We start from the raw sequence: 25,439 nt of genomic DNA, 5'->3' as shown, positions 1-25,439 counted from the left end.
AATTTCGCAACATCTTGTCATGTTTAACTTGACGCCTACCTATCAATCGTTTTTTATTTTCACCACCTCGCCCAGCGCCCGATCCACGAAGAAGAAAAAGTCGCGCCGTCATGATGCTCGGATGCCCCTGCCCGCACGCTTCAACCTCCTCGCCAAGGCACTGCCAGCCTGACGCCGGCGCCTAGCACGCGCCTATCTCTGCTCCAAACAAAAAGGTGAACAACATGGAGCCACACCAGCATGCAGCATGACCACAACGCCAACGGCAACGGCCAATTCCGTAAATCCCTGCGCCTCTGGCACGTGGTCATCATCGGTCTGGCGTACCTTACGCCCATGACCGTGTTCGACACTTTCGGCATCGTGTCCGGCGTTACCAACGGCCACGTCCCCAGCGCCTACCTGCTGGCCCTGGCCGGCGTTCTGTTCACTGCAGTGAGCTACGGCACACTGGTCCGCCGCTTCCCGCAGTCCGGCTCCGCCTATACCTACACCCAACGCGCCATCAACCCGCACGTTGGCTTCCTGGTTGGCTGGTCTTCGCTGCTGGACTACCTCTTGCTGCCCATGGTCAACGCACTGCTGGCCAAGCTCTACCTCTCAGCCATGTTCCCAGAAGTGCCGGCGTGGATGTGGGTGGCCGGCTTCGTCACCCTGATCAGCCTGATCAACATGCGCAGTATCAACCTGGTCGCGCATTTCAACCTGCTGTTCGTGGTCGTGCAGCTGATGATCATGTCGGTGTTCATCTACCTCTGCGTTCGTGGTCTGGACCAGGGCGAAGGGCTGGGAACCACCTGGAGCCTGTTGCCGTTCGCCGACTCGCAGACGCACCTCAGCGCCCTGGCTGCCGGCGCAACCATCCTGTGCTTCTCGTTCCTGGGCTTCGACGCGGTCACCTGCCTGTCCGAAGAAACCAAGGACCCGGGCAAGATCATCCCGCGGGCCATCTTCCTCACTGCCCTGATCGGTGGCGTGGTGTTCATCGCTGTGTCGTATTTCATGCAGGCGTACTTCCCGACCAACGCACGCTTCCAGGACCCGGAAGCGGCTCTGCCTGAAATTGCCCTGTATGTCGGTGGCAAGCTGTTCCAGTCGATCTTCATTGCCTGTACGGTGATCAATACCATCGCCTCGGGCCTGGCTTCGCAGACCAGCGTGTCGCGATTGCTGTACGTGATGGGCCGTGACAATGTGATCCCGAGCGGCGTGTTCGCCCGCTTGCACCCGCGCTACAAGACCCCGATCGTGAACATTGCCGTGGTCGGCGTCATCGCCCTTTCGGCAATCTTCTTCGACCTGGTCACCGCCACCTCGATCATCAACTTCGGCGCGCTGGTAGCCTTCAGCTTCGTCAACCTGTCGGTGATCAGCCATTGCTACCTGCGGGAGGGCAATCGCCAGGGGCTGGCCAACAAGATGAAGTATCTGGTGCTCCCGACCATCGGCTTCTGCATCATTGCCAAGCTCTGGCTCGACCTCAACGAGAACTCGTTGATCTTCGGCGGCCTCTGGGCACTGGCGGGGCTGCTGCACCTGGCCTGGCTGACCAAGGCCTTCCGGGTCTCGCCACCGAACTACGTCGCTGATTGACTCCAGCCACCGACAACGCCCGCGCCTGAACGCGGGCGTTGTTGTTGAACGATAAGGAAAGTCCTCATGCTGCTGCGTCGCCTGTCCATCCAGTGGAAGATCACCCTGCTCACCGGCCTCTGCCTGCTGGTCATCGTCGCCTTGCTGGTCGCCAGCTCACTGACCCAGTCGCGGCGTAGTGCGGCGCTGGTCAACCAGGCCAGTACCGAAATGCTCGAACACAGCGCACGCCTGCGCCTGCAGGCCCACGCCGAGACCCAGGCATTGCGCATCCAGCGCTACTTCATGGACGCCTACCAGTACGGCAACGGCTTCGCCCGCCTGGTACAGGTGCTCAAGGCCAAGGGCGGCACCGACCTGCGTGCCGAATTGACCCGCCAGGCCCACGCCAGCCTGGCTGGCAACCCGGACGTGATCGGCCTGTACCTGGTGTTCCAGCCCAATGCGCTCGACCACCTAGATAACCAGTTCATCGGCCAGGAGACCAGCGGCAGCAACGAAAGCGGGCGCTTCTCGCTGTATTGGTCGCAACCTCGCCCGGGCACCCTGGACCTTGAGGCGATGCCCGAATCGATGCTGAACGACAACACCCCTGGCACCAATGGCCTGGCCAAGAACCGCTGGCTGACATGCCCGCAGGAAACCGCCAGGGCCTGTGTGCTCGAACCTTACCTCGACGACGTCAATGGCCATCAGGTACTGATGACCAGCATCGCGCTGCCCCTGCTGGAAAACGGCAAGGTGGTCGGCGTGGTCGGCCTGGACATCGGCCTGGACAACCTCCAGCAACTGAGCCTGGATGGCCGCCAGGAACTGTTCGACGGCCAAGGCCAGGTCAGCATCGTCAGCGCTGCCGGCCTGCTCGCCGGGCACAGCCGTGACGCGAGCAAGCTGGGCCAGCCGCTGGACAAGCAAGTGGATCAGGGCATCCTGCGCGTGGCACGGCCGTTCGCGCCGATTCCTGACACCAACTCCTGGCAGGTGCAACTGGAACTGCCCGAGGCGGTACTGCAAGCGCCTGCCCTGGCCCTCAACCAGCGCCTGGACAGCCATAATCAGAGCGCCAACCTGACCAGCCTGCTGATCGGCCTGGGCGCAGCCATCATTGGCCTGCTGCTGGTCTGGCTGACCGCGCGTGGCGTTACCCGGCCGATCCTGGCCGTGGCCGCCCGCCTGGAAGGCATCGCCAGCGGCGAAGGCGACCTGACCCGCCGCCTGGACTACGCCCGTCAGGACGAACTGGGCCAGCTGACGGGGTGGTTCAACCGCTTCCTCGACAAGCTGCAACCAGTAATCGCCCAGGTCAAAGGCTCACTACTCGAAGCCCGCGGCACCGCCGACCAGTCCGCCGCCATCGCCAGCCAAACCAGCAATGGCATGCAGCAGCAGCAACGGGAGATCGAACAGGTCGCCACCGCCGCCAACGAAATGAGTGCCACCGCCCAGGATGTTGCCCACAACGCCGCTCAGGCGGCCCAGGCTGCACGCGGTGCCGATCAGGCCAGCCGTGAGGGCTTGCAACTGATCGCCAGCACCCGTCAGACCATCGACCAGCTGGCAACCGGCATGAACACCGCCATGGACGAGGCCCGTGCGCTGGAACACCGCAGCGAGCAGATCGGGTCGGTGCTCGAGGTGATCCGCGCGATCGCCGAGCAGACCAACCTGCTGGCCCTCAACGCCGCCATCGAAGCCGCACGCGCAGGCGAGGCCGGGCGTGGTTTTGCCGTGGTCGCCGACGAAGTACGCAGCCTGGCCCAGCGCACCCAGGTCTCGGTGGAAGAGATCCGCCAGGTAATTGAAGGGCTGCAGCAAGGCACCCAGGACGTCGTCGGCGCCATGCATGAAGGCCAGCGCCAGGCCCAGGCCAGCGCCACGCGCATGGAGCAGGCCCTGCCCGCACTGGAGCGCATTGGCGAGGCCGTGGCGGTGATCAGCGACATGAACCTGCAGATTGCCTCGGCGGCCGAGGAACAGAGTGCCGTGGCCGAGGAAGTGAACCGCAATGTGGCCGGGATTCGCGACGTGACCGAGTCGCTGTCGGGCCAAGCCGATGAATCAGCACGTATCAGCCAGGCGCTGAATCGACTGGCCAACCAGCAGCAGGCGCTGATGGAGCAGTTTCGCGTCTAGCCTGTGCTGGCCCATTCGCGGGTAAACCCGCTCCCACAGCTACAGTGCCACACTCAAGGCCTGTGATATCCGTGTGGGAGCTGGCTTGCCCGCGAAGAGGCCCGCACAGCCAACACAGCAACATCGTTATTGACCGAGCAAAACACATGCAAACCGCAACCCGATCTTCTTTCTTCGACATCACCAGCGAACAGGGCCTGTTACGCACCTCGATCGCCGTCACCTTGTTCATCGCCACCATTGGCATCGGCTTCGGCCTGGCTTCCGGCTCGTTCTCGATCGTCTTCGACGGCGTCTACTCGCTGGTCGACGCCAGCATGAGCGGCCTGTCGCTGGTGGTGGTCAAGCTGATCACTTCCCACGCCACCAGCCTGCAACTCTCGCGCAAGCTGCGTGAGCGCTTCACCATGGGCTTCTGGCACCTTGAGCCGATGGTCCTGGCACTCAATGGCATCCTGCTCAGCGGCGTCGCCATCTATGCGCTGATCAACGCGGTCAGCAGCCTGCTGCAAGGCGGTCGCCACCTGGAGTTCGGCATCGCCATGGTTTATGCGCTGCTGACCGTGGTCGCCTGCGCAACCATCGCCGTGGTCGAGAACCGCGCCAACCGCAAGCTGAAGTCGGACTTCGTGCGCATGGACGTCAAAGGCTGGGTGATGTCGGCCAGCATTACCGCCGCGCTGTTGATTGCCTTCTGCTTCGGCTACGCAGTGCAAGGCACGCAATGGGAGTGGGTATCGCCGTACATCGACCCGGCGGTACTGGCCTTGGTGTGCCTGGTGATCATTCCGCTGCCGCTGTCGGTCGTACGTCAGGCACTGTCGGAGATCTTCCTGGTGACCCCCGGGGACCTCAAGCTGCACGTCGACACCGTCGCCCGAGAATTCGTGGCCAGGCACGGCCTGAAGTCCTACAAGGCCTACGTGGCCAAGGTCGGTCGCTCACGCGAGATCGAACTCTACTTCATCGTGCCCGTGGACATGCCAGCACGCTCGATCGCCGAGTGGGATGCCTTGCGCGACGAGGTCGGCGAGGCCGTTGGCGGCGAAGGCCCGGATCGCTGGATCACCGTGGTGTTTACCGGCGATCCGGCCTGGGCGGAATAAACCGCGCTCGCTAGTACTCGCGGCCGTCCAGCTGGCCGAGGTCAGCGGCCAGTTGCAAGCGCGCGGTGTACCAGTCGACCACCGACGCGACCCGCCGTTGCTGCGCGTTGGCCAGATCGTTCTGGGCATTCAGCAGCTCGATGATGCTGCCGACCCCGGCCTTGTACCGCCCCAGCGCCACCCGGTGCGACTGGCTGGCACTGGCGACCAGCCGGCGGCTGATGACCAGCGCCTGGGTACGCGCCTCCAGGGACTGGCGGCTGCGCCAGACACTCAGGGCGATGGCTCGCTGCGCACCATAAAGGTCCTGCTCCCGCGCCGCCGCTTCCGCCTCCGCCGCCCGCGCCCGGCGACGGGCCAGAAAGCCATCGAAGATCGGCACGCTGACTTGCACGCCCACGGTCCAGGTTTCGATCTGCTGCCGCGAGGCCACCTGTTCGACCGGTGTATCATCATGCCGGTAGTCGCTGTACAACGAGAACGTCGGCCTCCCCTGGGCCCGCTCCGCCTCGGCCTTGGCCAGGCTGGAGGCCCATTGGGCGCGGGCGCTGTCCACTGAAGGGTGGACCTGCCGGGCCTGCTCCATCAATGCATCGACGCTTTGCATGAAGCTTGCTTCCTGGCCCTGCGGCTCGTCCAGCGGCTCCAGGCGCAGCGGCGCGGAAGGTGACAGGTTCAAGGCGCTGGCCAGCGCACCGTTGGCGATGGCCAGGTCGCCCTCAGCCAACACCCTCTCCAACTGCGCCTGCTCGAAGGTGGTCTGCGCCTGCAGGCGATCGGCGCGCTCCCCCGCCCCAGCCTGGTGCTTGGCGGTGGTCACCCGCAAGCTTTCGGCCGCCAGCGCCTCGATGCTGCGCCGGGCCTCGAGCAAGGCGCTGCTGGCCTGCACCTGGTAGAACGCCTTGCTGATACCGAGCACCACCTGCTGGATCTTTTCCACCCGACTGCTGCTGGCCGCGTTGAGCAACTGGCGGGCGCTTTCCACCCTGGCCTCGCGCAAGCCGAAGTCGTACAACACCCAGTTGAGGCTCAGCCCATAGCCGCTGGTCCGGGCATTGAGGCTGGAGTTGGCTTCGGGAAAACCGTCATAGCGCGTCCTGCGGTTGGCCCGGCCGATGTTCGCCTGCCCCTGCAGGGTCGGCCAGTAGGCCGAGCGTTCAGCCTCCATGCTGGCCTGGCTGCTTAGCTGGGTTCGCCAAGCGGCCTGCAGCTCGGGGTCGGCGCACAAGGCCATGGCAACGGCGCGGGACAAGGCCAGCGGCTGGTCTGCGGGCAATGGCCCGGGGCAGGCCTGCAAGGGCTGCGCGGCCTGGCCTTGCAAGCTGCACAGGCAAATCACCATGGCCAGCATTGCACGGTGCTTCATGATGCGTTCGTCACTCGCCCGTCGAGCAGCGCCACCACTCGCTGGGCCGAGCGGATGGTATCCGGCCGATGGGCGACGATCACGCGGGTGATGTGCAGCGCTTCCAAGGCCTGGTTAACTGCTGCCTCGCGCTGGATGTCCAGGTGGCTGGTCGCTTCGTCGAGGAACAGCAGCTTCGGCCGCCGGTACAGCGCCCGGGCCAGCAGGATGCGCTGCTTCTGCCCACCGGAGAGCACCGCGCCCATGTCGCCTACCAGCGTGCTGTAGGCCATCGGCATGCGCACGATGTCGTCATGCACGGCAGCCAGGCGGGCACACTGCTCGATCCAGGCCGGGTCGGCGTCATTGCAGAAGAAGCTGATATTGTCGGCGATCGAGCCGGCGAACAGCACGTCGTCCTGCAGCACCGTGGCGCTGATCCGGCGCAGGCGGCCTATCGAGCGGGCGTCGATGGGCTCGCCATCGAGCAGTACCTGCCCTTCCACCGGAGTCAGGATGCCCAGCATCACATTCAGCAGCGTACTTTTGCCGCAACCTGAAGGGCCGATGATGGCCAGCGACTCACCCGGCTCGATCACCAGCGAAACACCGTCCAGCACCCAAGGCTCGTAGGCACAATAGCGGAACCTCAGCTGACGTACTTCCAGGCGCGGCACGGGCCCTTCGTCTGCCTCGGGCAACGGCGGCGACAGCGGTTCGGCGGCTTCCAGCACGATGTCGGCCAGACGCTCACCATGCAGGCGCAACATCACGACATCGACCAGTTTGTCGATCAATCCGGACACGCGGCTGTTGAACTGGTCCTTGTAGGCACTGAAGGCGATCAGCATGCCGGCACTGAATGCACCGTCCATCACCTGCCGGGCGCCTAGCCAGATCACAAGCAGGGTCACCATGCCGAACAGCAGACCATTGAATGCCCGGTAAAGGAGTTGCAGCTTCTGCGGCCGCAACCCGGCATTGATCTCGTCGACCAGCAGGCCACTCCAGGTGGTCGCGCGTTGTTCCTGATGAGCGAACAGTTTCAGCGTGCGCACACCGCGCATGGTTTCGAGAAAATGGCTCTGCTGCCTGGCCGCATGTACCAGTTCATCCTCGCTGGCCCGTCGCAGCGGTCCGAACCACACCCAGCGCGCCATCCCATAGAGCACCATGGCAAACACCGCAATCAGCGCCAGTGGCGGGCTATAGAAAAACATCAGAACTAGCGTGACCACGGTCATCAGGCCATCGAGCATCGCTTCGATGAACGAGGTGGTGAGGGTGCGCTGGATCGCCTTGAGTGAACCGAAGCGAGAAACGATATCGCCCAGATGGCGCCGCTCGAAGAACGCCACCGGCAGGCGCACCAGGTGGTTGAAGACATTGATCTGCCACTGGCTGCCGAGCAGCGTACCCAGGTACATCAACGCCCACGAACGGCCCAGCGCCAGCACCTGCTGGGCCAGCAACATCAGGCCGAAACCGATGGCCAGCACCGCCAGCAGGTCGCGGTCGGCACTGACCAGCACTTTGTCGATCACCGTCTGCATGAAGAACGGCGCCAACACCGTGCATAGCTCCAGCGCCAGGCCCAGCACCAATACCTGGGTGAACACGCCGCCAAAGCCCTCGACCCTGCCCAGCAAGCGCCGCAGGGACAGCGGCGTCTTCGCCTCGCCCGGCTGGAAATCGCTGTGCGGCCACAGCTCCAGGGCGATGCCGGTGAAGGCCCTGGAAACCTCCTCAAGGCCCAGCTTGCACACCCCGCGCGCCGGATCATGAATGACCACCCCGCGCGGGCCGACTTCCTTGAGCACCACGAAGTGGTTGAACTCCCAGTGCAGTATGCACGGCAGACGCAATTGCGGCAGTGCCTCCAGTTCCAGGCGCAGCGGTCGCGTAGCCAGACCCAAGTTGCCGGCCATGGCCATCAGTTGCTTGAGCGTGGCGCCCTTCATGGATGGCGAGAGCTTCTGGCGCAAGCCGTGCATGTCGTGCACCTGGCCATGGTAGGCGGCAATCATCGCCAAGCAGGCCTGGCCGCATTCGGCAGCCTCGACCTGCAGCATGACGGGCAGCTTGCGGCCGATGCCGAAACTCAGGGACTGGTAAAGGCTCACAGGCGTTTTCCTATGCCGCGCAAGGGCTCGAGCAGCCATTCATACAGCGGCAGCTTCTCCAGCATGATGTCCGCGTCCAACTGCATGCCGGAACGCAGGCGCTCCTCACCGCCGCGGGCGTACAGGCTTTGTCGCTCCAGCGTGACCTTGACCCGATACAGGGGCCCTTGTTCGCGCAATGCCTCGGAGGGCACACCCACGGTCATGACCTCGTCAGCCGGCAAGGCACTGCGGGAAACCGAGGCAACGGTACCGCGGGCCAGGCCAAAATGCTGGTAGGGGAACGCCTGGTAGCGCAGCAGCACGCTATTGCCCGGCCGCACAAAGCCGGCCGAGCGGCTTGGCACATAGAGTTCCGCGTACAGGCTGCTGTCCTGCGGTACCAGGCTGAGCAGTGGGCGGCTGGTATCGGCGCGCGCCCCGTTGACCACGCCCAGCGCCGCCACCTCCCCTGCCACCGGGGCGGTTATCATCACCTGGCGCTTGCCCTCGCTTTCCAGCAAGCTGCTCTGGCTCTCCAGCAAGCGCCGCTGCAGCTCCGACATCTGCTTGGTCTGCTTGTAGGGCAGCTCAGCCAGCTCGGCACGCAATGCGGCGCTTTCGCTGCGCAAGGCGAGCAGCGAGCGGTTCAGCTCCTCGGTGCGCAGGCGCATTTCCAGCACGGCATCCTGGCGGGCCTGGAGCAGGTCACGGGAAACGAAGTCCTGGCGCTGCAACTCGGCGTAGCGTTCGGCGATTCCCTGGGCCAGGGCTTGGCGCTGGCGGGTCAGGGCAATCTGAGCAGCGACTTTCTCCTGTTCGCCTTCCAGCATGCCGAGGCGACGAGACTTGCCTTCACGTTCTTGTTGATGAAGCACCCGGGTTTTATCTATTTCATCGGCCAGGCTACTGTTTCGCCGGGCAAGCAGCCGGCTGATGGCATCCTGGTTGGCGGCAGCCTCGCCATTGCGGGTGTCGCTGGCCAGGGTCAACAGGGCCTGGCCCGCCTTCACCTGCTCGCCATCGCCGATCTGCAGCCCCTCCACCACCCCGACCTGAGGGGCGAAGACTTTGACCACCCCAGCCTCAGGAACCAGCACACCAGTTACGGCTTCGCGCCGTGTGTAACTGGCAAAGGTGATGAACAGGCCAACGGTGATGCAGAACAACACTGCGCAGGCGCTGGCGATGCGCAAGGACGGTGGCGATATCAAAATCACGCTTCCCAGGTCGTTGCGTGCCCCTGATTGCAGTGCTTCCTTACGAAATAGCATTCCCTGGCCTACTACTGGCAGTTACGAAGTCGCCCCGCAGCAAGTCCGGCTCCGGGCCAGGCCAGACTAAACAAGCCAGTCACACCGGGCACTAGTACAGATGCACTAGTGGTGTGCTCCGCGAGAACGGCATCACAGTATGGCAATAAGACATTAGGTCACCCGTCCTATTGCCCCGAGTGGCGGCCACTTCACATGATTTGCCAGTCCGGTAAATGCCTTACCGGTGACGGAACAACTCAATTGGAAGAGGACTAATCCATGAATACCGAGCATGAAACCCTGCGCACACTCGACGATGACGAACTGGAACAGGTCAGTGGCGGCATCTCCGCTTTCGGCTATCACGCCGGAGCCAGCGTCGTTAACTATGGCCAAGGCCCAACCCTGCATGTGAGCTGGGGCAGCAACAACGGCAAGTACAACTTCTTCGAACTGAAGTTGTGCTGATTGGCCAGGCCCGCAGCCGTCGAGGTTGCGGCCTTTGTCGTTCATGAAGGCCAGGAACGACAAAGCCCGCGACCGTTGCCGGTTGCGGGCTCTGACTTATTGCATATGGTGGGTCGTGTAGGATTCGAACCTACGACCAATTGGTTAAAAGCCAACTGCTCTACCAACTGAGCTAACGACCCGCTGGATGGCGCGTATAATACTGATTTCTAACGAGAAATCAATACCTGAAGCAACCTTTTGTCAGAAGTAGCGAGTCGGGTCTTCCACACCGGCCGCCTTGAAACCATCAGCACGCAGGCGGCAACTGTCGCATTTGCCACACGCCTGGCCTTCATCATTGGCCTGGTAGCAGGAGACCGTCAGGCTGTAGTCCACGCCACGGGCAATACCCGCCTGCACGATCTGCGCCTTGCTCATGTTCTGCAGCGGAGCCTGAATGCGGAAGCCCTGCCCTTCGACACCCGCCTTGGTGGCCAGGTTGGCCATGCGCTCGAACGCCTCGACGAACTCGGGGCGGCAATCCGGGTAACCGGAATAATCGACGGCATTGACGCCTATGAAGATGTCGCGCGCTTCCAGCACTTCCGCCCAACCCAGTGCCAGCGACAGGAACACCGTATTGCGGGCCGGCACGTAGGTCACCGGAATGCCCTCGCCCGGGGTCTCCGGCACATCGATGCTGCTGTCGGTCAGGGCCGAGCCGCCGATACCATCGAGGTTGAGGCCAATGACCTTGTGCTCGACCACGCCCAGGTCACGGGCGACGCGAGCGGCGGCATTCAGCTCGGCGCGATGGCGCTGGCCATAGTCGAAGCTCATGGTGTAGCAGCTGTAGCCTTCAGCCTTGGCCATGGCCACGACCGTCGCCGAATCAAGGCCGCCAGACAGCAGGATTACCGCGCGTTTCTCAGTCATCTCTTTTACTCCTCAATCAACGTCCGGGTTCGTCGTTCCACAGCAGCTTGTGCAGCTGCATCTGGAAGCGTACGGGCAGGTTGTCGGCGACGATCCAGTCGGCCAGGTCAGTAGCGCTCACCTGGTGATGGCTAGGCGAGAACAGCACTTCGCCCGCACGTTCGGCCAGGTTGTACTGGATCAGCTTGGACACCGCCCAGTCATAGTCCTCGCGGGAACAGATGACGAACTTGACCTGGTCGTTGCGGGTCAGCTGCTCGATGTTCTCGTAGCGGTTGCGGTGCGACTCTTCCGACCCCGGGGTCTTGAGGTCGACCACCCGGCTGACTCGCACATCGGTGCCCGAGATATCGAGGGCGCCGCTGGTTTCCAGCGAGACCTCGTAACCGGCATCGCACAGGCGCTGCAACAGCGGCAAGGCGTTCGGCTGGGCCAACGGTTCGCCGCCAGTGACGCAGACGTAACGCGGCTTGAAGCCGGCCACCTGCTCAAGGATCGAATCGAGGGTGCGAATGGTGCCGCCGGTAAAGGCGTAGGCACTGTCGCAGTACTGGCAGCGCAGGGGGCAACCGGTCAGGCGCACGAATACCGTGGGCAGCCCAGCCGTTCGTGTTTCACCCTGCAAAGAGTAAAAGACTTCGGTGATGCGTAATGTGTCTTGCATGCTCGCCACGGGCGTGACAGCTAAACAGGCTGTCCGCCTCCGTCAGGCACTGTCGCGGACTCGACATGGCGTTATCCGCTACAGCGTGTTTATAAAAAGGGCAGTGATTCTAACGAAAAAACCCGCGACAGGCGCGGGTTTCTTGCAAAGGTGCAACTTAGAGCTTCTGCAGGTCGCGCTGTGCCAGCTGCGCGGCAGATGTGCCGGGGTACTGGGTGATGACTTGCTGCAGGATGCCCTTGACCTTGTCGGTGTGGCCCATGCGGCGCTCGACGTCAGCAAGCTTGTACAGCGAATCTGGCACCTTGCTGTGCTTGGGGTACTTCTGACTGACCTGGGCGAAGGCCTGGCTGGCCGCTGGCAGGTCGCCCTTGGCCAGGTTCACCTCACCCAACCAGTACTGGGCGTTGCCGGCGTACTGGCTGTTCGGGTACTTGCGCAGGAAGGCGTTGAACGCCTGGCTGGCCTTGTCGAAGTCCTTTTGCTTGATCTGGTCGAAAGCGGCGTCGTAGTAGAGCTTTTCTTTCGCCGGATCACCGGGCTCGCTGCTGGCGGCCGGTTGTTGTGCAGCGGCACCAGCGGCGCCTGCTGCTGCACCGACGGCGGCATTGGATGCACCACCGGTGGAGGAATTGTCGGGGGTCGCGGCAGGCGCGCCACCACTGTTGATGCGACGATCAAGATCCTGGTAACGCTCCAGGTTTTCCTGCTTCATGCGAGACACATCGTTCTGCAGCTCTTCGATGATGCCTTGCTGACGGGAAAGTTGATCCTGCATCTGTTGCAGCTGCATGAACAGCTGGCCCTGTGCCGAGGCAGGGGTCGAAGCCCCTGCGCCGGCATAGGCGCCGCTCGTGCCATAACCGGAAGGTGGGTAAGCACCCCCGTTGTCATCAACTACAGGAACCGCAGCCCACGCCGAAAGCGGCAGGCTGAGTGCGAGGACGGTTACAGCACGACGGCACATACGCATAAGAACTTACTTACGCAGTTCTACGCGACGGTTCTGAGCCCAGGACTGCTCGTCGTTGCCGGTGGCAACTGGACGCTCTTCGCCGTAGGAGACCAGTTCCAGCTGAGCAGGGGAAACGCCCTGCAGAACCAGGTAGCGCTGAACGGCTTTCGCACGACGCTCACCCAGAGCCATGTTGTACTCGCGGGTGCCGCGCTCGTCGGTGTTGCCTTCCAGGACAACGCGGTTGCCGTTGGCTTTCAGGTCCTTGGCGTGAACGTCCAGAGCGCGCATGGCTTCTGGCTTCAGGTCCGAGCTGTCGTATTCGAAGTAGAAGGTGGTGATTGCGCGCAGGGCGGCTTCTTCGCTCAGGGAACCGTCAACAGCGCCAGTGTTGGCACCGTAGCCAGCGTTCGGGTCAACAGCGCCTTCACCAGCGTTGTCACCGCCTTTCGAGGAGCAACCTACAGCTACGGCCATGGCCAGAGCCAGCGCAGCAAATTTACCAAACTTCAGCATTTCCATCGTGAAACTCCTAATGAAACCCCAGTGTGTTAAGCAAAAACGTATTACGCCGCAATCAGTTCAGGTAAGGGGACCAGGACGGTTCTCTGACTTCGCCTTGAGCGGTAGGAAGTGGGAGCCTCACACGGCCGTTAAGCGACACGAGCATCAAGACTCCCCGGCCCTGCTGGCGGGTGGCGTAGATTAGCATGGTGCCGTTAGGCGCGACAGTGGGCGACTCATCAAGACTCGTTTCCGAGAGAATCTTTACACTTCCGCGCTGCAAGTCCTGTGCCGCCACCTTGAAGTTGGTGAAGCCCTGCTGACGATGGATCATGACCAGGGTCTTTTCGTCCGCCGACAGTTTCGGGTTAGCGTTGTAGTTACCCACGAATGTCACACGCTCGGCACCACCACCACTGACCGACTGTTTATAGATCTGCGGCTTGCCGCCACGGTCGGAGGTGAAGTAAAGGGTGTTGCCATCCTTGCCCCAGAACGGTTCGGTGTTGATACCCGGGCCTGCGGTAACGCGGCTGATCTGGCGCGAAGCCACGTTCATCACGTAGATGTCCGGGTTGCCGTCCTTGGACAGCACGAATGCCAGGCGCGAACCATCAGGCGACCAAGCTGGCGCACCGTTCAGGCCTTCGAAGTTGGTCACCTGCTCGCGGCGGCCAGTATCGATGTTCTGGATGAAGATGCGTGGACGCTTCTGCTCGAACGAAACATAGGCGATACGCTTGCCATCCGGCGCGAAGCGTGGCGACAGGATCGGCTCGCGCGATTGCAACAGAGTCACCGCACGGGCACCGTCGTAGTCCGAACGCTGCAGGGTATAGCGGGTGTTGTTGACCGAGAAGCGCTCGGCGGTCACGTACAGCATGCGGGTAGAGAACGCACCCTTGATGCCGGTGAGTTTCTCGAACGACTGGTCGGCAATGTAGTGCGCCATGTCACGCAGCTGGTCGGTGCTGCCCGCCACACTACCGGTCAGCACTTGCTGCTCGGTGGCGACGTTGAACAGCGCGTATTGCACCTGCAGGCGACCGCCCGACGGCACGATGCTGCCAACCATCACGTACTGGGCACCCAGCGCTTTCCAGTCACGGAAGATGACTTCGCTGGCCTGGGTAGGCTGGCTGATCATGTTCTGACGCGGAATCGGCGAATAGTAGCCCGAGTTGCGCAGGTCGTTGCCGATGATATCGGCCATGTCTTCTGGCAGCACGCTGCCACCCTGCAGACCGAACGGCACTACCGCGATGGGCGTGGCCCGATCGCTGCCGCTGGTGACCAGGATGTTCTTTTCCTCTGCCATGGCCATGCCGGCCACGCAGCAGAGCATGACCAGCATTCCTCGAAGGAGTTTAATCACAACGCTAGATCCTCAGGAGTAAATGTCATCTTGAACGAACGATAACGGTTGAAATCGCTCGGCTTCATACCCTGCATCTCGGTCAGACGACCGATATTCTTCACTGCCGCCACCGCCGAACTGTCGAACGGACCATCGCCACTGGACTTGATCACGCTGACACCGGTAACGGTGCCGTCCGGCAGCATGTTGACCTGCAGGGTCACCGTCATGCCCTTACGCGCGGAAGGCGGACGTGCCCAGCCCTCGGCCGCTCGCATGCGGATCAGATCGTCGAAGTCGCCGGCCACCTGGTCACCCTGCTCGTCAGCCAGGGCCTGCTGCCGCTCGGTGGTGTCGGACAACAGCTCGGCCAGGGCCTGAGCTTTCTTGTCTTCCGCCGACTTGCGGGCCGCTTCCTGTGCCTTCTTCTTCTGAGCATCTGCAGCGGCCTTTTTCTTGGCCTCTTCAGCTGCCTTCTTCTTCGCTTCCTCGGCCACCGCTTTCTTCTTGGCGTCCTCGGCTGCTTTCTTCTTCGCGTCCTCGGCGGCCTGCTTCTTGGCCTCCTCGGCTGCTTTTTTCTTGGCTTCTTCCTCGGCCTGCTTCTTCGCCTCTTCCTCGGCCTTCTTCTTGGCGATGTCGGCCTGTTGCTTCTCGGCGGCCTTCTTCGCCTCTTCGGCTTTCTTGGATTCGGCGGCTTTCTTGGCTTCGGCAGCTTTCGCAGCTTCCTCGGCCTTCTTGGCTTCGGCGGCTTCGCGTGCTTCTTCAGCCTTTTGAGCGGCGTCGGCTTTCTTTTGTTCCGCGGCCTTGATGGCCTCCTGCTCGACCTTCTTCTGCTCCAGCTGCTCGACTTCGGTCTGGCGCGAGGCGGTTTTCTTCGCTTCCCCGGCAATCTTCTGATTGGTCTGGGTAGTCGCCTGGCTCTTGGACTTGAGCTGATACAGGGTAGCCTGAACGATCGGCTTGGAAGGCGGCAGTTCAGGTGTCATGGCAAAGCTGACGAACAGCAGGGCAAACACCAGCACATGCAGGCCGATGGCCCAGACACTGGGCCAGAAGTAGCTTTCCGAGGCGGATGGCTCTCGCTGTTGCATCAGGGCGCCTCGGTAATCAGGCCAACGTTACCGACACCGGCCTTCTGCAACCCGCCCATGGCGCCCATGACGGCGCCGTAGTCGACAGCCTTGTCGCCACGAATGAAGACCTGGGTCTGCTTGCCCTGGTCGCGACCGGCGGCAATGATCTTGGTCACTGCGCTGGTCATGTCCGGCAAGGTCATGGCCTTGTCCATCTGCTTGTCGGTGTCGACTTCGCTGCCGAGGTTCCAGTAGTAGGTCTTGTCGGCCTTGATGGAGATGGTGAGGATCTGGACGTTGTTGTCCTGCGGCAAGGCTTCGCTGGAAACCTTGGGCAGGTCGACCTTCACGCCCTGGTTGAGCATGGGCGCCGTCACCATGAAGATGACCAGCAGTACCAGCATCACGTCGATGTAGGGCACCACGTTCATCTCGGCGACGGGCTTGCGTTTGTGGCGAACTCGGGCCATGGGCTTCTACCTGATTACTCTTCGCTGGTGTGCACTTTGCGGTGCAGGATCGCCTGGAACTCGTCGGCGAAGGTGTAGTAACGGCCGATCAGCACTTCGCTGCGCGCCGCGAAACGGTTGTAGGCGATAACCGCCGGGATGGCCGCGAACAGGCCGATGGCAGTGGCGACCAGCGCTTCGGCGATACCCGGGGCCACGGTGGCCAGGGTGGCCTGCTGGGCACTGGCCAGGCCGCGGAACGAGTTCATGATGCCCCACACGGTACCGAACAGGCCGATGTACGGGCTGGTCGAACCGACGGTGGCGAGGAACGGCAGGCTCTGTTCGAGCTTCTCTTCTTCACGCGAGATGGCCACGCGCATGGCACGCGCCACGCCTTCCATCACCGCGTCCGGGTCAACGCCCTGCTGCTGTCGCAGGCGCGAGAACTCCTTGAAGCCGGCACGGAAGACCTGCTCCACACCGGAATCCGGGTCCGGGTTGCTGCCTGCCTGACGATACAGCTTGGACAGGTCGATACCCGACCAGAAGCGCTCCTCGAAGGCATCCAGCGCACGACGACCGGCGCGCAGCATGGTGCTGCGCTGGAAAATCATGATCCATGAGGTGACCGAGGCGGCCACCAGGGTCAGCATTACCAGCTGTACCACCACGCTGGCATTGCTGACCAGACTCCACATGGAGGTATGGTCGACGACGTTAGCTTCCACGCTTATTCTCCTGCGTTCGATTGATTACCCGAGCCGTCCGCCACAAAGGCGTCGCGCAGCTCCGGGGGTATGGCTCGGGGTTTGAAAGTGTCGGCGCGCACGGCGGCCACCAGGAACTGCCCTTCGCAGAGCAGCGTTTCATCTTTTTCCCGCCAGACCTGCTGCACGAAGCGCAGGCTGGCGCGATTGAGTTCAAGTACTTGCGCCGTGACCCTGAGCTCGTCGTCCAGGCGTGCCGGCGCGTGATAGCGGGCTTCGCTGGAATGAACCACGAACAGCAGGTTGTCCTCGGCCAACTGCGCCTGGGAAAAACCCAGATGCCGCAGGCGCTCGGTGCGCGCGCGCTCCATGAATTTCAGGTAATTGACGTAATACACCACGCCACCGGCATCGGTATCCTCGTAATAGACGCGACAACGGTGTGCGAACGGTTCCAGGCCATTTTGCGCGCGCATACTCTAGTGCTTACTCCTCAGCTTGCCAATCCGCTGCGGCAACTGTTTTTTCTTCATTAATGTCGAATTGCCAGCGCGCCATCGGCATGCCAGCGGTAGGACCACGAAAAGCCGGTTTTGATCTGTCATTCATCGCCTGGCTCGGAAAATTCACCTGCGCCTCCCAGACTGCCAGGCACATTCAAGCCAAAGTGCAGGTAGGCGTGCCGGGTGACCACACGGCCGCGCGGCGTGCGCATGATGTAGCCCTGCTGGATCAGGTAGGGCTCGAGCACATCCTCGATGGTATGGCGCTCCTCGCTGATGGCTGCCGCCAGGTTGTCCACGCCCACCGGGCCACCGTCGAACTTTTCGATCATGGTCAGCAGCAGGCGGCGGTCGGAATGGTCAAAACCGCGCTCGTCGACGTCCAGCAGGTTCAGCGCCATGTCGGCCACGGCCTTGGTGATCTGCCCCTTGCCGCGCACCTCGGCATAGTCGCGCACGCGGCGCAGCAGGCGGTTGGCAATACGGGGCGTGCCGCGGGCGCGACGAGCGATCTCATAGGCGCCCTGCTCTTCGATGGCCAGGCCAAGGATGCCGGCCGAGCGGCTGACGATGGTCGAAAGGTCCTTGTCGCTGTAGAACTCCAGACGCTGGACGATACCGAAACGGTCACGCAACGGGTTGGTGAGCATGCCGGCGCGGGTTGTGGCGCCAACCAAGGTAAACGGCGGCAGGTCGAGCTTGATCGAGCGGGCTGCGGGACCTTCGCCGATCATGATATCGAGCTGGAAGTCCTCCATCGCCGGATACAGCACTTCCTCGACCACCGGTGACAGGCGGTGAATTTCATCGATGAACAGCACATCGTGCGGCTCGAGGTTGGTCAGCATCGCCGCCAGGTCGCCCGGCCGTTCGAGGATCGGCCCAGAGGTGCTCTTGACCGAAACGCCCATCTCCTGGGCGATGATATTGGCCAGGGTGGTCTTGCCCAGCCCGGGCGGGCCAAAGATCAGCGTGTGATCGAGCGACTCGCCGCGCCCGCGTGCCGCCTGGATGAACAGCGCCATCTGCTCGCGCACCACCGGCTGGCCGATGTACTCATCCAGGCGCAGCGGGCGGATCGCACGGTCCTGGACCTCTTCTCGGTCGCGGCCACTGGCGGCAATCAGGCGGTCGGCTTCGATCACTTGGTAATCATCCCTTTAAGGCTGCGACGAATGAGTTCTTCGCTGCTCAGGCCAGCCTTGTCCTTGATCGCGGCGATGGCCTTGCTCGCTTCCTGCGGCTTGTAGCCCAGGGACACCAGGGCGCTGACCGCGTCGGCCTCGGCAGAAGACTCGCTGGCCACCGGCAGCGGGCCATCGGAGACCAGGGTGAACATGGCCGGAGAGGTTTCCCAGGCCTTGAAGCGGTCCTTCAGCTCGACCAGCAGGCGCTCCGCGGTTTTCTTGCCGACACCGGGCACGCGCACCAGCACCGAGGCGTCCTGGGCCTGCACGCAGCGCACCAGCTCGTCCACTTCCAGGCCAGACATCAGCGCCAGCGCCAGCTTGGGGCCCACGCCATTCAGGCGGATCAGTTCGCGGAACAGCTCGCGCTCGCGCTTTTCGGCAAAACCGTAGAGCAGGTGGGCGTCTTCGCGCACCACCAGATGGGTATGCACGGTTACCGGCTCGCCGACCTTGGGCAGTCGGTACAGGGTAGTCATCGGCACTTCCAGCTCGTAGCCCACGCCGTTGACGTCGATAATCAGGTGCGGCGGCTGTTTTTCCGCCAGGGTGCCGCGCAAACGTCCAATCACGTTCCGATCCTTTCTCTCGGGGAGCCGGTCGAAGACCGCTCAACCCTATCAGCAAATGCACCGGGTGAACGTTTCACCCGAACAAAATGTGTATCAGCGCATGAAGCGCTTAAAGACGCAAGCGCCCGCCGCGTCGCCGCGCAGTGGCCAGGCCGTGAGGCACCAGGCTGGAGCGGGTATGAGCGTGGCACAGGGCGATGGCCAGGGCGTCGGAGGCGTCGATTTGCGGCTTCTGGGTCAGCTTGAGCAGGTGCATGACCATCAGCATCACCTGTTCCTTGTTTGCCCCGCCGCTACCGGCGACGGCCTGCTTGACCTGGCTGGCACTGTATTCGGCGATTTCCAGGCCGGCTTCAGCGGCAGCAACGATGGCAGCACCACGAGCCTGGCCCAGCTTGAGCGCAGAATCGGCGTTGCGCGCCATGAACACCCGCTCGATGCCCATGGTCACCGGGCCGTGCTGGGCGATGATCTCGCTGACGCCGCGAAAAACAATCTGCAACCGCTCAGGCAGCTCGCCGCTGCCGGTGCGGATGCAGCCCGACGCCACGTACTCGCAACCACGGGCGGTCTGGCGGACCACACCATAGCCGGTGATGCGCGAGCCGGGGTCGATACCAAGAATCAGAGTCATAGCGCCTGCATGTTCAAAATGTACCGGCCTATTCGCGGGCAAGCCCGCTCCCACAGGGAGCGCATCAAACCCGAGCCTGATGCAACACCTGTGGGAGCGGGCTTGCCCGCGAATAGGCTTTCAAAGCCAACGGAAGAACCTTAGCCGAGTTTCTCCATGATCTCGTCGGAGATCTGCGCATTGGAGTAGACGTTCTGCACATCGTCCAGGTCTTCGAGCATGTCGATCAGCTTGAGCACCTTCTCGGCGCCTTCCTGGTCCAGTTCGGCGCTGGTGGTCGGCTGCATGACGATTTCCGCGTCGGCAGCCTTGAAGCCCGCCTCTTCCAGCGCATTACGCACGGCGTAGAAGCTGTTGAACGAGGTGAACACCTCGAACGAACCATCGTCGTTGGCCACCACGTCGTCGGCATCGGCCTCCATCGCGGCTTCCATCAGGGCATCTTCATCGACGCCCGGGGCGAAGCTGATCTGGCCCTTGCGCTCGAACAGATAGGCTACCGAGCCGTCGGTGCCGAGGTTGCCACCACACTTGGTGAAGGCATGGCGCACAGCGGCGGCGGTACGGTTGCGGTTGTCGGTCATGGCCTCGACCATGATCGCCACGCCACCCGGGCCATAGCCTTCGTAGCTGAGTTCTTCGACGTTGTCGCTTTCGTTGGTGCCGGCACCACGGGCCACGGCGCGATCGATGATGTCACGGCTCATGTTGGCGCCCAGGGCCTTGTCCAACGCCAGGCGCAGGCGGGGGTTGGAGCCGGGGTCGGCACCCCCTTGCTTGGCCGCGACGGTCAGCTCACGGATCCACTTGGTGAAGATCTTGCCTCTCTTGGCATCCTGGCGCTCTTTGCGGTGCTTGATGTTCGCCCACTTGGAATGACCAGCCATAACGACTCCGAATCCTTGAAACAGAAACAGGTTCCGCCCCGAAGGGCGGAACGTGGGAATACTGCGCCGAAGCGCCGGGGCGCACCCGCCGGGATGCGCCCGGGGCGATTACTCGACCTTGGTCTGCTCGCGCAGACGGATGTGCAGCTCGCGCAGGGCCTTGGCGTCGACCATGCCAGGGGCTTGGGTCATGACGCACGCGGCGCTCTGGGTTTTCGGGAAGGCGATCACTTCACGGATCGACTGGGCACCGGTCATCAGCATGACCAGGCGGTCCAGGCCGAAGGCCAGGCCACCGTGGGGCGGTGCACCGAACTTCAGGGCGTCGAGCAGGAAGCCGAACTTCTCTTCCTGTTCTTCTGCCTCGATGCCCAGCAGGCGGAATACCGCTTGCTGCATCTCTTTGCGGTGGATACGGATCGAACCGCCACCCAGCTCGGTACCGTTCAGGACCATGTCGTAGGCACGGGACAGCGCGGTGGCCGGGTTGGCCTCGAGCTCTTCCGGGGTGCACTTCGGCGCGGTGAACGGGTGGTGCAGTGCGGTGAAGCTGCCGTCTTCGTTCTCTTCGAACATCGGGAAGTCGACAACCCACATCGGTGCCCACTCGCAGGTCAGCAGCTCGAAGTCGTGACCCAGACGGATGCGCAGCGCGCCCAGGGCCTCGCTGACGACCTTGAACTTGTCGGCACCGAAGAACACGATGTCACCGTCGACAGCGCCAACGCGGTCGAGGATGTTGTTGAGGTTGGCCTCAGGGATGTTCTTGACGATCGGCGACTGCAGGCCTTCGACGCCTTTGGCGCGCTCGTTGACCTTGATGTAGGCCAGGCCCTTGGCACCGTAGATGCCGACAAACTTGGTGTACTCGTCGATCTTGCTGCGCGGCATGCTGGCGCCGCCTGGCAGGCGCAGGGCGGTGACGCGGCACTTCGGATCGTTGGCCGGGCCTGCGAAGACCTTGAAGTCGACATCCTTCAGCTGGTCGGCAACGTCGACCAGTTCCAGCGGGATACGCAGGTCAGGCTTGTCGGAACCGTAGCGGCGCATGGCCTCTTCGAAGGTCATGTGCGGGAATTCGCCGAATTCCAGGTCCAGCACTTCCTTGAACAGCTTGCGGATCATGCTCTCGGTGAGGCCCATGATCTCGGCTTCGTCGAGGAAGCTGGTCTCGATGTCGATCTGGGTGAATTCCGGCTGGCGGTCAGCACGCAGGTCTTCGTCGCGGAAGCACTTGGCGATCTGGTAGTAGCGGTCGAAACCGGCAACCATCAGCAGCTGCTTGAACAGCTGAGGCGACTGCGGCAAGGCGAAGAAGCTGCCCGCGTGGGTACGGCTCGGCACCAGGTAGTCACGCGCGCCTTCTGGAGTGGCACGGGTGAGGATCGGGGTTTCGACGTCGAGGAAGCCGTTTTCATCGAGGAAACGACGGATGCTGCTGGTGATGCGCGAACGCAGGCGCAGCTTGTCGGCCATTTCCGGGCGACGCAGGTCGATGAAGCGGTAGCGCAGGCGGGTTTCCTCGCCGACGTCGGAGTACTCGTTCAGCGGGAATGGTGGGGTTTCCGCTTCGTTCAGCACGTTCAGCTGGTAGCCGAGGATCTCGATGGCACCGGACGCCATGTTGGCGTTCACTGCACCGTCCGGGCGCTTGCGCACCTTGCCGGTGATCTGCACGACGTACTCGCTGCGCACACGGTCAGCGGCGGCGAAGGTTTCGGCGCGATCCGGGTCGAACACGACCTGGGCCATGCCTTCGCGGTCACGGATGTCGAGGAAGATCACCCCGCCGTGGTCGCGGCGACGATGGACCCAGCCGCAAAGGGTGACTTCCTGGCCGTCCAGGCTCTCGTTCAGTTGGCCGCAATAATGGCTGCGCATCATGATGGTGGTTTCGCTTCTCGTGATTCGTGTATTCGTTGGAGGCCTTGGCCGCCCGGAGGGCTAATACTGCAAGACCCGGCTACTGCAATTCAACTCAGTCGGCCTTGTCGCCGCCTGCCAGGTTCTTTTTCGCCCCGGTCTTGAAGTCGGTTTCGTACCAGCCATTGCCACTCAGGCGAAAACCGGGGACCGACAGCATTTTTTTCAATGCCGGCGCCTGACAGGCCGGGCAGTCGGTCAGCGGCGCGGCGCTGATCTTCTGCAGCGCCTCCATCCGGTGATCGCAGGAAGCACATTGATAGTCATAAAGGGGCATGAACGTCTCTCGTCAACCACAACGCTGGCTGCCGGGGCAGCAAAAAGCGGGATTATATATGGTTAACCGACACTGCGCAGCCCGCCGGGCGATCAGCGTGCACTCGGCGGATCACGTAACCAGGCGACACAGATCACCCGGATCAGCCCGCTGAAGTTGCGCACCCCACCCTGACGCAAGTGCACTTCGCGATCGACATAGGACAACACGGCACTGACCGAGCACTGATTCGCTACGGCGATCTGCTCGAGGATACCCCAATACACCGCCTCCAGGCGCAGGCAGGTGGAAAAACCATTCAACCGCACCGAACGCGATACAGGCTGAGTCTGCATCATGTCGAAGTCGGTCCTGAACGGGTCGATGCACTGCTTCCCAGGCCAGTGCCCCCCCCTCACCACTCGCTTGATTGCTTGCATCGCGCCACTTCCTCAGTTCATTCAACTGGGGCCCAGTGAAGCGCTGAGCGAGTCGCCTAAAGCAGCGGCAAAATCTTCCCGCACAAACGAAAGGACCCGGCTGACAAGGATTCAGCCGGGCCCTCGGATAATTACTACACGATTAACCGATCATTTACCGTCGAGCAGCACCCGCAGCATCCAGGCCGTCTTCTCATGCACCTGCATGCGCTGGGTCAGCAGATCGGCGGTCGGCTCATCGCTGACTTTGTCCACCACAGGGAAAATGCTCCGCGCAGTGCGCACTACCGCCTCTTGACCCTGGACCAGCTGGCGGATCATCTCGTCCGCAGGCGGAACACCCTCCTCCTCCTTGATTGAGGAGTGCTTCGCATAGAAGGCATACGAGCCGGGTGCCGGGAAGCCCAGTGCGCGAATCCGTTCGGCGATCGAGTCAACCGCCAGCGCCAGTTCGTTGTACTGCTCTTCGAACATCAGGTGCAGGGTGCGGAACGACGGACCGGTGACGTTCCAGTGGAAGTTATGGGTTTTCAGATACAGCACGTAGGTATCCGACAACAGGCGGGAAAGCCCTTCGACGATGGACTTGCGATCTTCTTCACTGATACCGATATCGATTGCCATGAAGTTCCCCTTTCCATAAGGCTTGATGATCAAGCGGGCCCGACACACTGTATCAATACTTGGCGCAATGTGCCCATGACACAGGGCAAGCCATCGGCACCTGCCGCCTGCGGTTTGAGAAGCCCCCGCCTTTGCTGTTAAATAGGCACGGTGCCACCCGTGCGGACTGTCATTGCCGGGTGCATAGGCTGGCCTCAGCGTGTTCGCGCTTTACACCTCATGCGCACCGTGCCGCCAGCTCTTCCTGTGATCGGCCTTATCAACTGTGAGCCAACCCATGTTCAAGATCGTCCATCTGGTGACGGGCGTTGCGGCTTTGCTGCTATCGCTCATGCCCAGCCTCAAACCCGACGCAACACCCTTCCTGCAGCAACCCGACGCGGTCTATCTGACCCTGCTCGGCCTGCTCAACCTGCTGCTAGCCCCGGTCGTGCCCCTGTATTACCGCGGTGCTCGGCAACAACTGCAATACCTGGCCTGCGCCCTGCTGGTGGTGGCCGTGGTCCTGCAGACCCTGACCCTGCTGGCGCGCCCGGAAATGGGCAACCTCGCGGCACTGGTCTGCTCCGCGCTGGCCGTCGCTCTGCACCTGGTAGCCGGCTTCGCCCGCAGCGGCAAAAAGGCCCGCGCCAGCCAAGGTGCATCACAGGAGGCCGGCAAGCGCGATACCGGCACCGTGAAGTGGTTCAACACCTCCAAGGGCTTTGGTTTCATTTCCCGCGATTCGGGCGACGACATCTTTGTCCACTTCCGCGCCATCCGCGGCGAGGGCCACCGCATCCTGGTCGAAGGCCAGCGCGTGGAGTTCTCGGTGATGCACCGCGACAAGGGCCTGCAGGCCGAAGACGTGGTCGCGGTGAACCGCCGCTGACCCTGCGCCGCCCTGGGGCAAGCCCAGGGCGGCGACTTGTCAGTAATGAGGTGGCGGCGCCTCTTCCCCTTCACTGCCGTACTGTCCGACCATCTCTTCATAACGCTTGATCAGCTCGGCCACCTGCAGTTGCAGGCGTTCGATGACGCGCCCCTGCTCGACCACCACATCATTCAGCGCCTGGATCGTGTCGTCCTGGAACGCCTGACGGGTTTCCAGTTCGATGATGCGCAACTCCGCCGACATGTCAGGCCTCCTGGTAATCTTGGGTCAGCAGCGTACGCAGACGCTGACGAATGGCATCTACCTGCTCCGGCGCATACCCGACGGCCGGCACCTTGCCCCAGACCGGCGCTGGCCAGGCAGCATCGCCGTGGTGGCGGACGATGACATGCATGTGCATCTGGCTGACCACGTTACCCAGGGTGGCAACGTTCATCTTGTCAGCCGCAAACTCGCGCTTGAGCGCTTCGGCCAGGTAGGTGGTTTCCTTCCACAGTTGCGCCTGGTCTTCCTGGCTCAGGTCGAACAGTTCGCTCACACCTGCACGCTTGGGCACCAGGATGAACCATGGGTAATTGGCATCCTTGCTGAGCAGCAGACGGCACAGCGGAAAATCACCCAGTACCATGGAGTCCTGCTGCAAACGCGAATCCATATCAAACACGATCAATCTCCAACAATAACCATATGCGCCAAGGATACTCTGCTTCGCCAGCGCCAGCATGCGTCAGACGCGCACCTGCACGCTTTAAGCTCATGAATCTCCACGACTTGCACAATGGCGGTAACACAGCGCTACTTTTCGCACCAAAATGAGGCCACAAAAGTGTGCGCCACTACGCTTCTACCCACATCAATGACTCAGGATCAACAGTTGTCGGTAACACATTGACTTTTATGGCAGCT

Annotated in this window: 27 protein-coding genes, 1 tRNA gene and 1 pseudogene; 6 read left to right on the top strand and 23 right to left on the bottom strand. The window is 62.4% G+C overall.

Annotation, left to right across the window (positions count from 1 at the left end; translation table 11 throughout):
- Positions 1-240 precede the first annotated feature (240 nt).
- From ACLEJU_RS03305 to ACLEJU_RS03290, 4 genes and pseudogenes are all read left to right on the top strand, one after another.
- Positions 241-1,593 (top strand): APC family permease, encoded by a 1,353-nt coding sequence (locus ACLEJU_RS03305; RefSeq protein WP_435424778.1) that lies wholly within the window; start codon positions 241-243, stop codon positions 1,591-1,593.
- 66 nt (positions 1,594-1,659) lie between these two features.
- Positions 1,660-2,868: pseudogene (locus ACLEJU_RS03300) on the top strand (PDC sensor domain-containing protein); the annotation flags it as partial.
- A gap of 102 nt (positions 2,869-2,970) precedes the next feature.
- Positions 2,971-3,726, top strand: coding sequence for a methyl-accepting chemotaxis protein (locus ACLEJU_RS03295; RefSeq protein WP_371263085.1), 756 nt, complete (start codon positions 2,971-2,973; stop codon positions 3,724-3,726).
- A 146-nt stretch (positions 3,727-3,872) separates the two neighbouring features.
- On the top strand, positions 3,873-4,832 hold the full coding sequence (locus ACLEJU_RS03290) for a cation diffusion facilitator family transporter (RefSeq protein ID WP_435424779.1): 960 nt from the start codon (positions 3,873-3,875) through the stop codon (positions 4,830-4,832).
- Positions 4,833-4,842: 10 nt separating this feature from the next.
- Here the strand turns inward: ACLEJU_RS03290 and ACLEJU_RS03285 are convergent, their stop codons facing one another.
- From ACLEJU_RS03285 to ACLEJU_RS03275, 3 genes are read right to left on the bottom strand one after another with little or no spacing between them, the layout of a single operon-like run.
- Positions 4,843-6,198 (bottom strand): TolC family protein, encoded by a 1,356-nt coding sequence (locus tag ACLEJU_RS03285; RefSeq protein ID WP_435424780.1) that lies wholly within the window; start codon positions 6,196-6,198, stop codon positions 4,843-4,845.
- On the bottom strand, positions 6,195-8,249 hold the full coding sequence (locus tag ACLEJU_RS03280) for a peptidase domain-containing ABC transporter (protein WP_435424790.1): 2,055 nt from the start codon (positions 8,247-8,249) through the stop codon (positions 6,195-6,197). Before ACLEJU_RS03280 ends, ACLEJU_RS03285 begins: the two co-directional genes overlap by 4 nt.
- Positions 8,250-8,296: 47 nt before the next feature.
- Entirely contained in the window at positions 8,297-9,553 is a 1,257-nt protein-coding gene (locus tag ACLEJU_RS03275; RefSeq protein WP_435424781.1) for an HlyD family secretion protein, read from the bottom strand.
- Between the two features lie 261 nt (positions 9,554-9,814).
- Between ACLEJU_RS03275 and ACLEJU_RS03270 the strand changes: the two genes are divergently transcribed.
- Positions 9,815-10,003, top strand: a complete 189-nt coding sequence (locus ACLEJU_RS03270) for a bacteriocin (protein ID WP_103446249.1) — start codon at positions 9,815-9,817, stop codon at positions 10,001-10,003.
- A 106-nt stretch (positions 10,004-10,109) separates the two neighbouring features.
- Here ACLEJU_RS03270 and ACLEJU_RS03265 read toward each other — a convergent pair.
- The 18 genes from ACLEJU_RS03265 to ACLEJU_RS03180 form a co-directional block, all read right to left on the bottom strand.
- Positions 10,110-10,185: transfer RNA gene (locus ACLEJU_RS03265), tRNA-Lys, on the bottom strand.
- Between the two features lie 61 nt (positions 10,186-10,246).
- Entirely contained in the window at positions 10,247-10,921 is a 675-nt protein-coding gene (gene queC / locus ACLEJU_RS03260) for a 7-cyano-7-deazaguanine synthase QueC (RefSeq protein WP_159411720.1), read from the bottom strand.
- A gap of 16 nt (positions 10,922-10,937) precedes the next feature.
- Complete coding sequence (gene queE, locus ACLEJU_RS03255) at positions 10,938-11,585, bottom strand: 7-carboxy-7-deazaguanine synthase QueE (RefSeq protein ID WP_079229347.1); 648 nt, start codon at positions 11,583-11,585, stop codon at positions 10,938-10,940.
- 157 nt (positions 11,586-11,742) lie between these two features.
- Entirely contained in the window at positions 11,743-12,558 is an 816-nt protein-coding gene (gene ybgF, locus ACLEJU_RS03250) for a tol-pal system protein YbgF (RefSeq protein ID WP_103445273.1), read from the bottom strand.
- A gap of 6 nt (positions 12,559-12,564) precedes the next feature.
- Complete coding sequence (gene pal / locus ACLEJU_RS03245) at positions 12,565-13,062, bottom strand: peptidoglycan-associated lipoprotein Pal (RefSeq protein WP_023381906.1); 498 nt, start codon at positions 13,060-13,062, stop codon at positions 12,565-12,567.
- A 55-nt stretch (positions 13,063-13,117) separates the two neighbouring features.
- Positions 13,118-14,398 (bottom strand): Tol-Pal system beta propeller repeat protein TolB, encoded by a 1,281-nt coding sequence (gene tolB, locus ACLEJU_RS03240; protein ID WP_181004445.1) that lies wholly within the window; start codon positions 14,396-14,398, stop codon positions 13,118-13,120.
- A gap of 17 nt (positions 14,399-14,415) precedes the next feature.
- On the bottom strand, positions 14,416-15,492 hold the full coding sequence (gene tolA, locus ACLEJU_RS03235) for a cell envelope integrity protein TolA (protein WP_435424782.1): 1,077 nt from the start codon (positions 15,490-15,492) through the stop codon (positions 14,416-14,418).
- Positions 15,492-15,944, bottom strand: coding sequence for a protein TolR (gene tolR / locus ACLEJU_RS03230; RefSeq protein ID WP_008090221.1), 453 nt, complete (start codon positions 15,942-15,944; stop codon positions 15,492-15,494). The genes tolA and tolR overlap by 1 nt, the downstream gene beginning before the upstream one ends.
- A 14-nt stretch (positions 15,945-15,958) precedes the next feature.
- Positions 15,959-16,654 (bottom strand): protein TolQ, encoded by a 696-nt coding sequence (gene tolQ / locus ACLEJU_RS03225; protein WP_054883398.1) that lies wholly within the window; start codon positions 16,652-16,654, stop codon positions 15,959-15,961.
- Between the two features lie 2 nt (positions 16,655-16,656).
- Positions 16,657-17,109 carry a tol-pal system-associated acyl-CoA thioesterase gene (gene ybgC, locus ACLEJU_RS03220; protein ID WP_054883399.1) on the bottom strand — a complete coding sequence of 151 codons (453 nt, stop codon included), beginning with the start codon at positions 17,107-17,109 and terminating at the stop codon, positions 16,657-16,659.
- 125 nt (positions 17,110-17,234) lie between these two features.
- The gene (gene ruvB, locus ACLEJU_RS03215) at positions 17,235-18,281 is read right to left on the bottom strand and encodes a Holliday junction branch migration DNA helicase RuvB (protein ID WP_110637202.1); all 1,047 of its coding nucleotides are present in this window, start codon (positions 18,279-18,281) and stop codon (positions 17,235-17,237) included.
- The gene (gene ruvA / locus ACLEJU_RS03210) at positions 18,278-18,895 is read right to left on the bottom strand and encodes a Holliday junction branch migration protein RuvA (RefSeq protein ID WP_027919956.1); all 618 of its coding nucleotides are present in this window, start codon (positions 18,893-18,895) and stop codon (positions 18,278-18,280) included. The genes ruvB and ruvA overlap by 4 nt, the downstream gene beginning before the upstream one ends.
- A gap of 109 nt (positions 18,896-19,004) precedes the next feature.
- Positions 19,005-19,529, bottom strand: a complete 525-nt coding sequence (ruvC, locus tag ACLEJU_RS03205) for a crossover junction endodeoxyribonuclease RuvC (RefSeq protein ID WP_060510186.1) — start codon at positions 19,527-19,529, stop codon at positions 19,005-19,007.
- A 140-nt stretch (positions 19,530-19,669) separates the two neighbouring features.
- Complete coding sequence (locus ACLEJU_RS03200) at positions 19,670-20,416, bottom strand: YebC/PmpR family DNA-binding transcriptional regulator (RefSeq protein ID WP_103445279.1); 747 nt, start codon at positions 20,414-20,416, stop codon at positions 19,670-19,672.
- A 108-nt stretch (positions 20,417-20,524) separates the two neighbouring features.
- Positions 20,525-22,300 carry an aspartate--tRNA ligase gene (gene aspS, locus ACLEJU_RS03195; protein ID WP_027919959.1) on the bottom strand — a complete coding sequence of 592 codons (1,776 nt, stop codon included), beginning with the start codon at positions 22,298-22,300 and terminating at the stop codon, positions 20,525-20,527.
- A gap of 94 nt (positions 22,301-22,394) precedes the next feature.
- Complete coding sequence (locus tag ACLEJU_RS03190; RefSeq protein ID WP_435424783.1) at positions 22,395-22,616, bottom strand: FmdB family zinc ribbon protein; 222 nt, start codon at positions 22,614-22,616, stop codon at positions 22,395-22,397.
- A gap of 92 nt (positions 22,617-22,708) precedes the next feature.
- Positions 22,709-23,035: a ribbon-helix-helix domain-containing protein gene (locus ACLEJU_RS03185; RefSeq protein WP_435424784.1), complete on the bottom strand. Its 327-nt coding sequence runs from the start codon at positions 23,033-23,035 to the stop codon at positions 22,709-22,711.
- A gap of 150 nt (positions 23,036-23,185) precedes the next feature.
- Positions 23,186-23,659, bottom strand: a complete 474-nt coding sequence (locus tag ACLEJU_RS03180) for a Dps family protein (RefSeq protein ID WP_060510178.1) — start codon at positions 23,657-23,659, stop codon at positions 23,186-23,188.
- 277 nt (positions 23,660-23,936) lie between these two features.
- Here ACLEJU_RS03180 and ACLEJU_RS03175 point away from each other — a divergent pair, with 277 nt between their 5' ends.
- A complete protein-coding gene (locus tag ACLEJU_RS03175) occupies positions 23,937-24,530 on the top strand; it encodes a cold shock domain-containing protein membrane protein (RefSeq protein WP_435424785.1) in 594 nt (197 codons plus the stop codon).
- 39 nt (positions 24,531-24,569) lie between these two features.
- Here ACLEJU_RS03175 and ACLEJU_RS03170 read toward each other — a convergent pair whose 3' ends face one another.
- Both ACLEJU_RS03170 and ACLEJU_RS03165 read right to left on the bottom strand, forming a co-directional pair.
- Positions 24,570-24,776: a SlyX family protein gene (locus ACLEJU_RS03170; protein ID WP_103445283.1), complete on the bottom strand. Its 207-nt coding sequence runs from the start codon at positions 24,774-24,776 to the stop codon at positions 24,570-24,572.
- 1 nt (position 24,777) lies between these two features.
- Positions 24,778-25,197, bottom strand: a complete 420-nt coding sequence (locus ACLEJU_RS03165) for an HIT family protein (RefSeq protein ID WP_435424786.1) — start codon at positions 25,195-25,197, stop codon at positions 24,778-24,780.
- Between the last annotated feature and the right edge of the window lie 242 nt (positions 25,198-25,439).

The sequence above is a fragment of the Pseudomonas sp. SMN11 genome, from assembly GCF_052041945.1.
Taxonomy (GTDB): Bacteria; Pseudomonadota; Gammaproteobacteria; order Pseudomonadales; family Pseudomonadaceae; genus Aquipseudomonas.
Note: the sequence above shows the minus strand (reverse complement) of the source record. Positions and strands in the feature narration are given on the sequence as shown.

What these genes read in the sequence shown, in the direction of transcription:
- ybgF (WP_103445273.1), bottom strand. Translation starts at nt 12,558, where the DNA reads ATGCGTATGTGCCGTCGTGCTGTAACCGTCCTCGCACTCAGCCTGCCG.
- pal (WP_023381906.1), bottom strand. Translation starts at nt 13,062, where the DNA reads ATGGAAATGCTGAAGTTTGGTAAATTTGCTGCGCTGGCTCTGGCCATG.
- ybgC (WP_054883399.1), bottom strand. Translation starts at nt 17,109, where the DNA reads ATGCGCGCGCAAAATGGCCTGGAACCGTTCGCACACCGTTGTCGCGTC.
- ACLEJU_RS03175 (WP_435424785.1), top strand. Translation starts at nt 23,937, where the DNA reads ATGTTCAAGATCGTCCATCTGGTGACGGGCGTTGCGGCTTTGCTGCTA.
- queE (WP_079229347.1), bottom strand. Translation starts at nt 11,585, where the DNA reads ATGCAAGACACATTACGCATCACCGAAGTCTTTTACTCTTTGCAGGGT.
- ACLEJU_RS03180 (WP_060510178.1), bottom strand. Translation starts at nt 23,659, where the DNA reads ATGGCAATCGATATCGGTATCAGTGAAGAAGATCGCAAGTCCATCGTC.
- ACLEJU_RS03295 (WP_371263085.1), top strand. Translation starts at nt 2,971, where the DNA reads ATGCAGCAGCAGCAACGGGAGATCGAACAGGTCGCCACCGCCGCCAAC.
- ACLEJU_RS03285 (WP_435424780.1), bottom strand. Translation starts at nt 6,198, where the DNA reads ATGAAGCACCGTGCAATGCTGGCCATGGTGATTTGCCTGTGCAGCTTG.
- ACLEJU_RS03170 (WP_103445283.1), bottom strand. Translation starts at nt 24,776, where the DNA reads ATGTCGGCGGAGTTGCGCATCATCGAACTGGAAACCCGTCAGGCGTTC.
- aspS (WP_027919959.1), bottom strand. Translation starts at nt 22,300, where the DNA reads ATGATGCGCAGCCATTATTGCGGCCAACTGAACGAGAGCCTGGACGGC.
- tolA (WP_435424782.1), bottom strand. Translation starts at nt 15,492, where the DNA reads ATGCAACAGCGAGAGCCATCCGCCTCGGAAAGCTACTTCTGGCCCAGT.
- ACLEJU_RS03185 (WP_435424784.1), bottom strand. Translation starts at nt 23,035, where the DNA reads ATGCAAGCAATCAAGCGAGTGGTGAGGGGGGGGCACTGGCCTGGGAAG.
- ACLEJU_RS03190 (WP_435424783.1), bottom strand. Translation starts at nt 22,616, where the DNA reads ATGCCCCTTTATGACTATCAATGTGCTTCCTGCGATCACCGGATGGAG.
- ACLEJU_RS03275 (WP_435424781.1), bottom strand. Translation starts at nt 9,553, where the DNA reads ATGCTATTTCGTAAGGAAGCACTGCAATCAGGGGCACGCAACGACCTG.
- tolB (WP_181004445.1), bottom strand. Translation starts at nt 14,398, where the DNA reads ATGCTGGTCATGCTCTGCTGCGTGGCCGGCATGGCCATGGCAGAGGAA.
- queC (WP_159411720.1), bottom strand. Translation starts at nt 10,921, where the DNA reads ATGACTGAGAAACGCGCGGTAATCCTGCTGTCTGGCGGCCTTGATTCG.
- ACLEJU_RS03200 (WP_103445279.1), bottom strand. Translation starts at nt 20,416, where the DNA reads ATGGCTGGTCATTCCAAGTGGGCGAACATCAAGCACCGCAAAGAGCGC.
- ACLEJU_RS03280 (WP_435424790.1), bottom strand. Translation starts at nt 8,249, where the DNA reads ATGCTGCAGGTCGAGGCTGCCGAATGCGGCCAGGCCTGCTTGGCGATG.
- ACLEJU_RS03290 (WP_435424779.1), top strand. Translation starts at nt 3,873, where the DNA reads ATGCAAACCGCAACCCGATCTTCTTTCTTCGACATCACCAGCGAACAG.
- ruvC (WP_060510186.1), bottom strand. Translation starts at nt 19,529, where the DNA reads ATGACTCTGATTCTTGGTATCGACCCCGGCTCGCGCATCACCGGCTAT.
- ACLEJU_RS03270 (WP_103446249.1), top strand. Translation starts at nt 9,815, where the DNA reads ATGAATACCGAGCATGAAACCCTGCGCACACTCGACGATGACGAACTG.
- tolR (WP_008090221.1), bottom strand. Translation starts at nt 15,944, where the DNA reads ATGGCCCGAGTTCGCCACAAACGCAAGCCCGTCGCCGAGATGAACGTG.
- ACLEJU_RS03305 (WP_435424778.1), top strand. Translation starts at nt 241, where the DNA reads ATGCAGCATGACCACAACGCCAACGGCAACGGCCAATTCCGTAAATCC.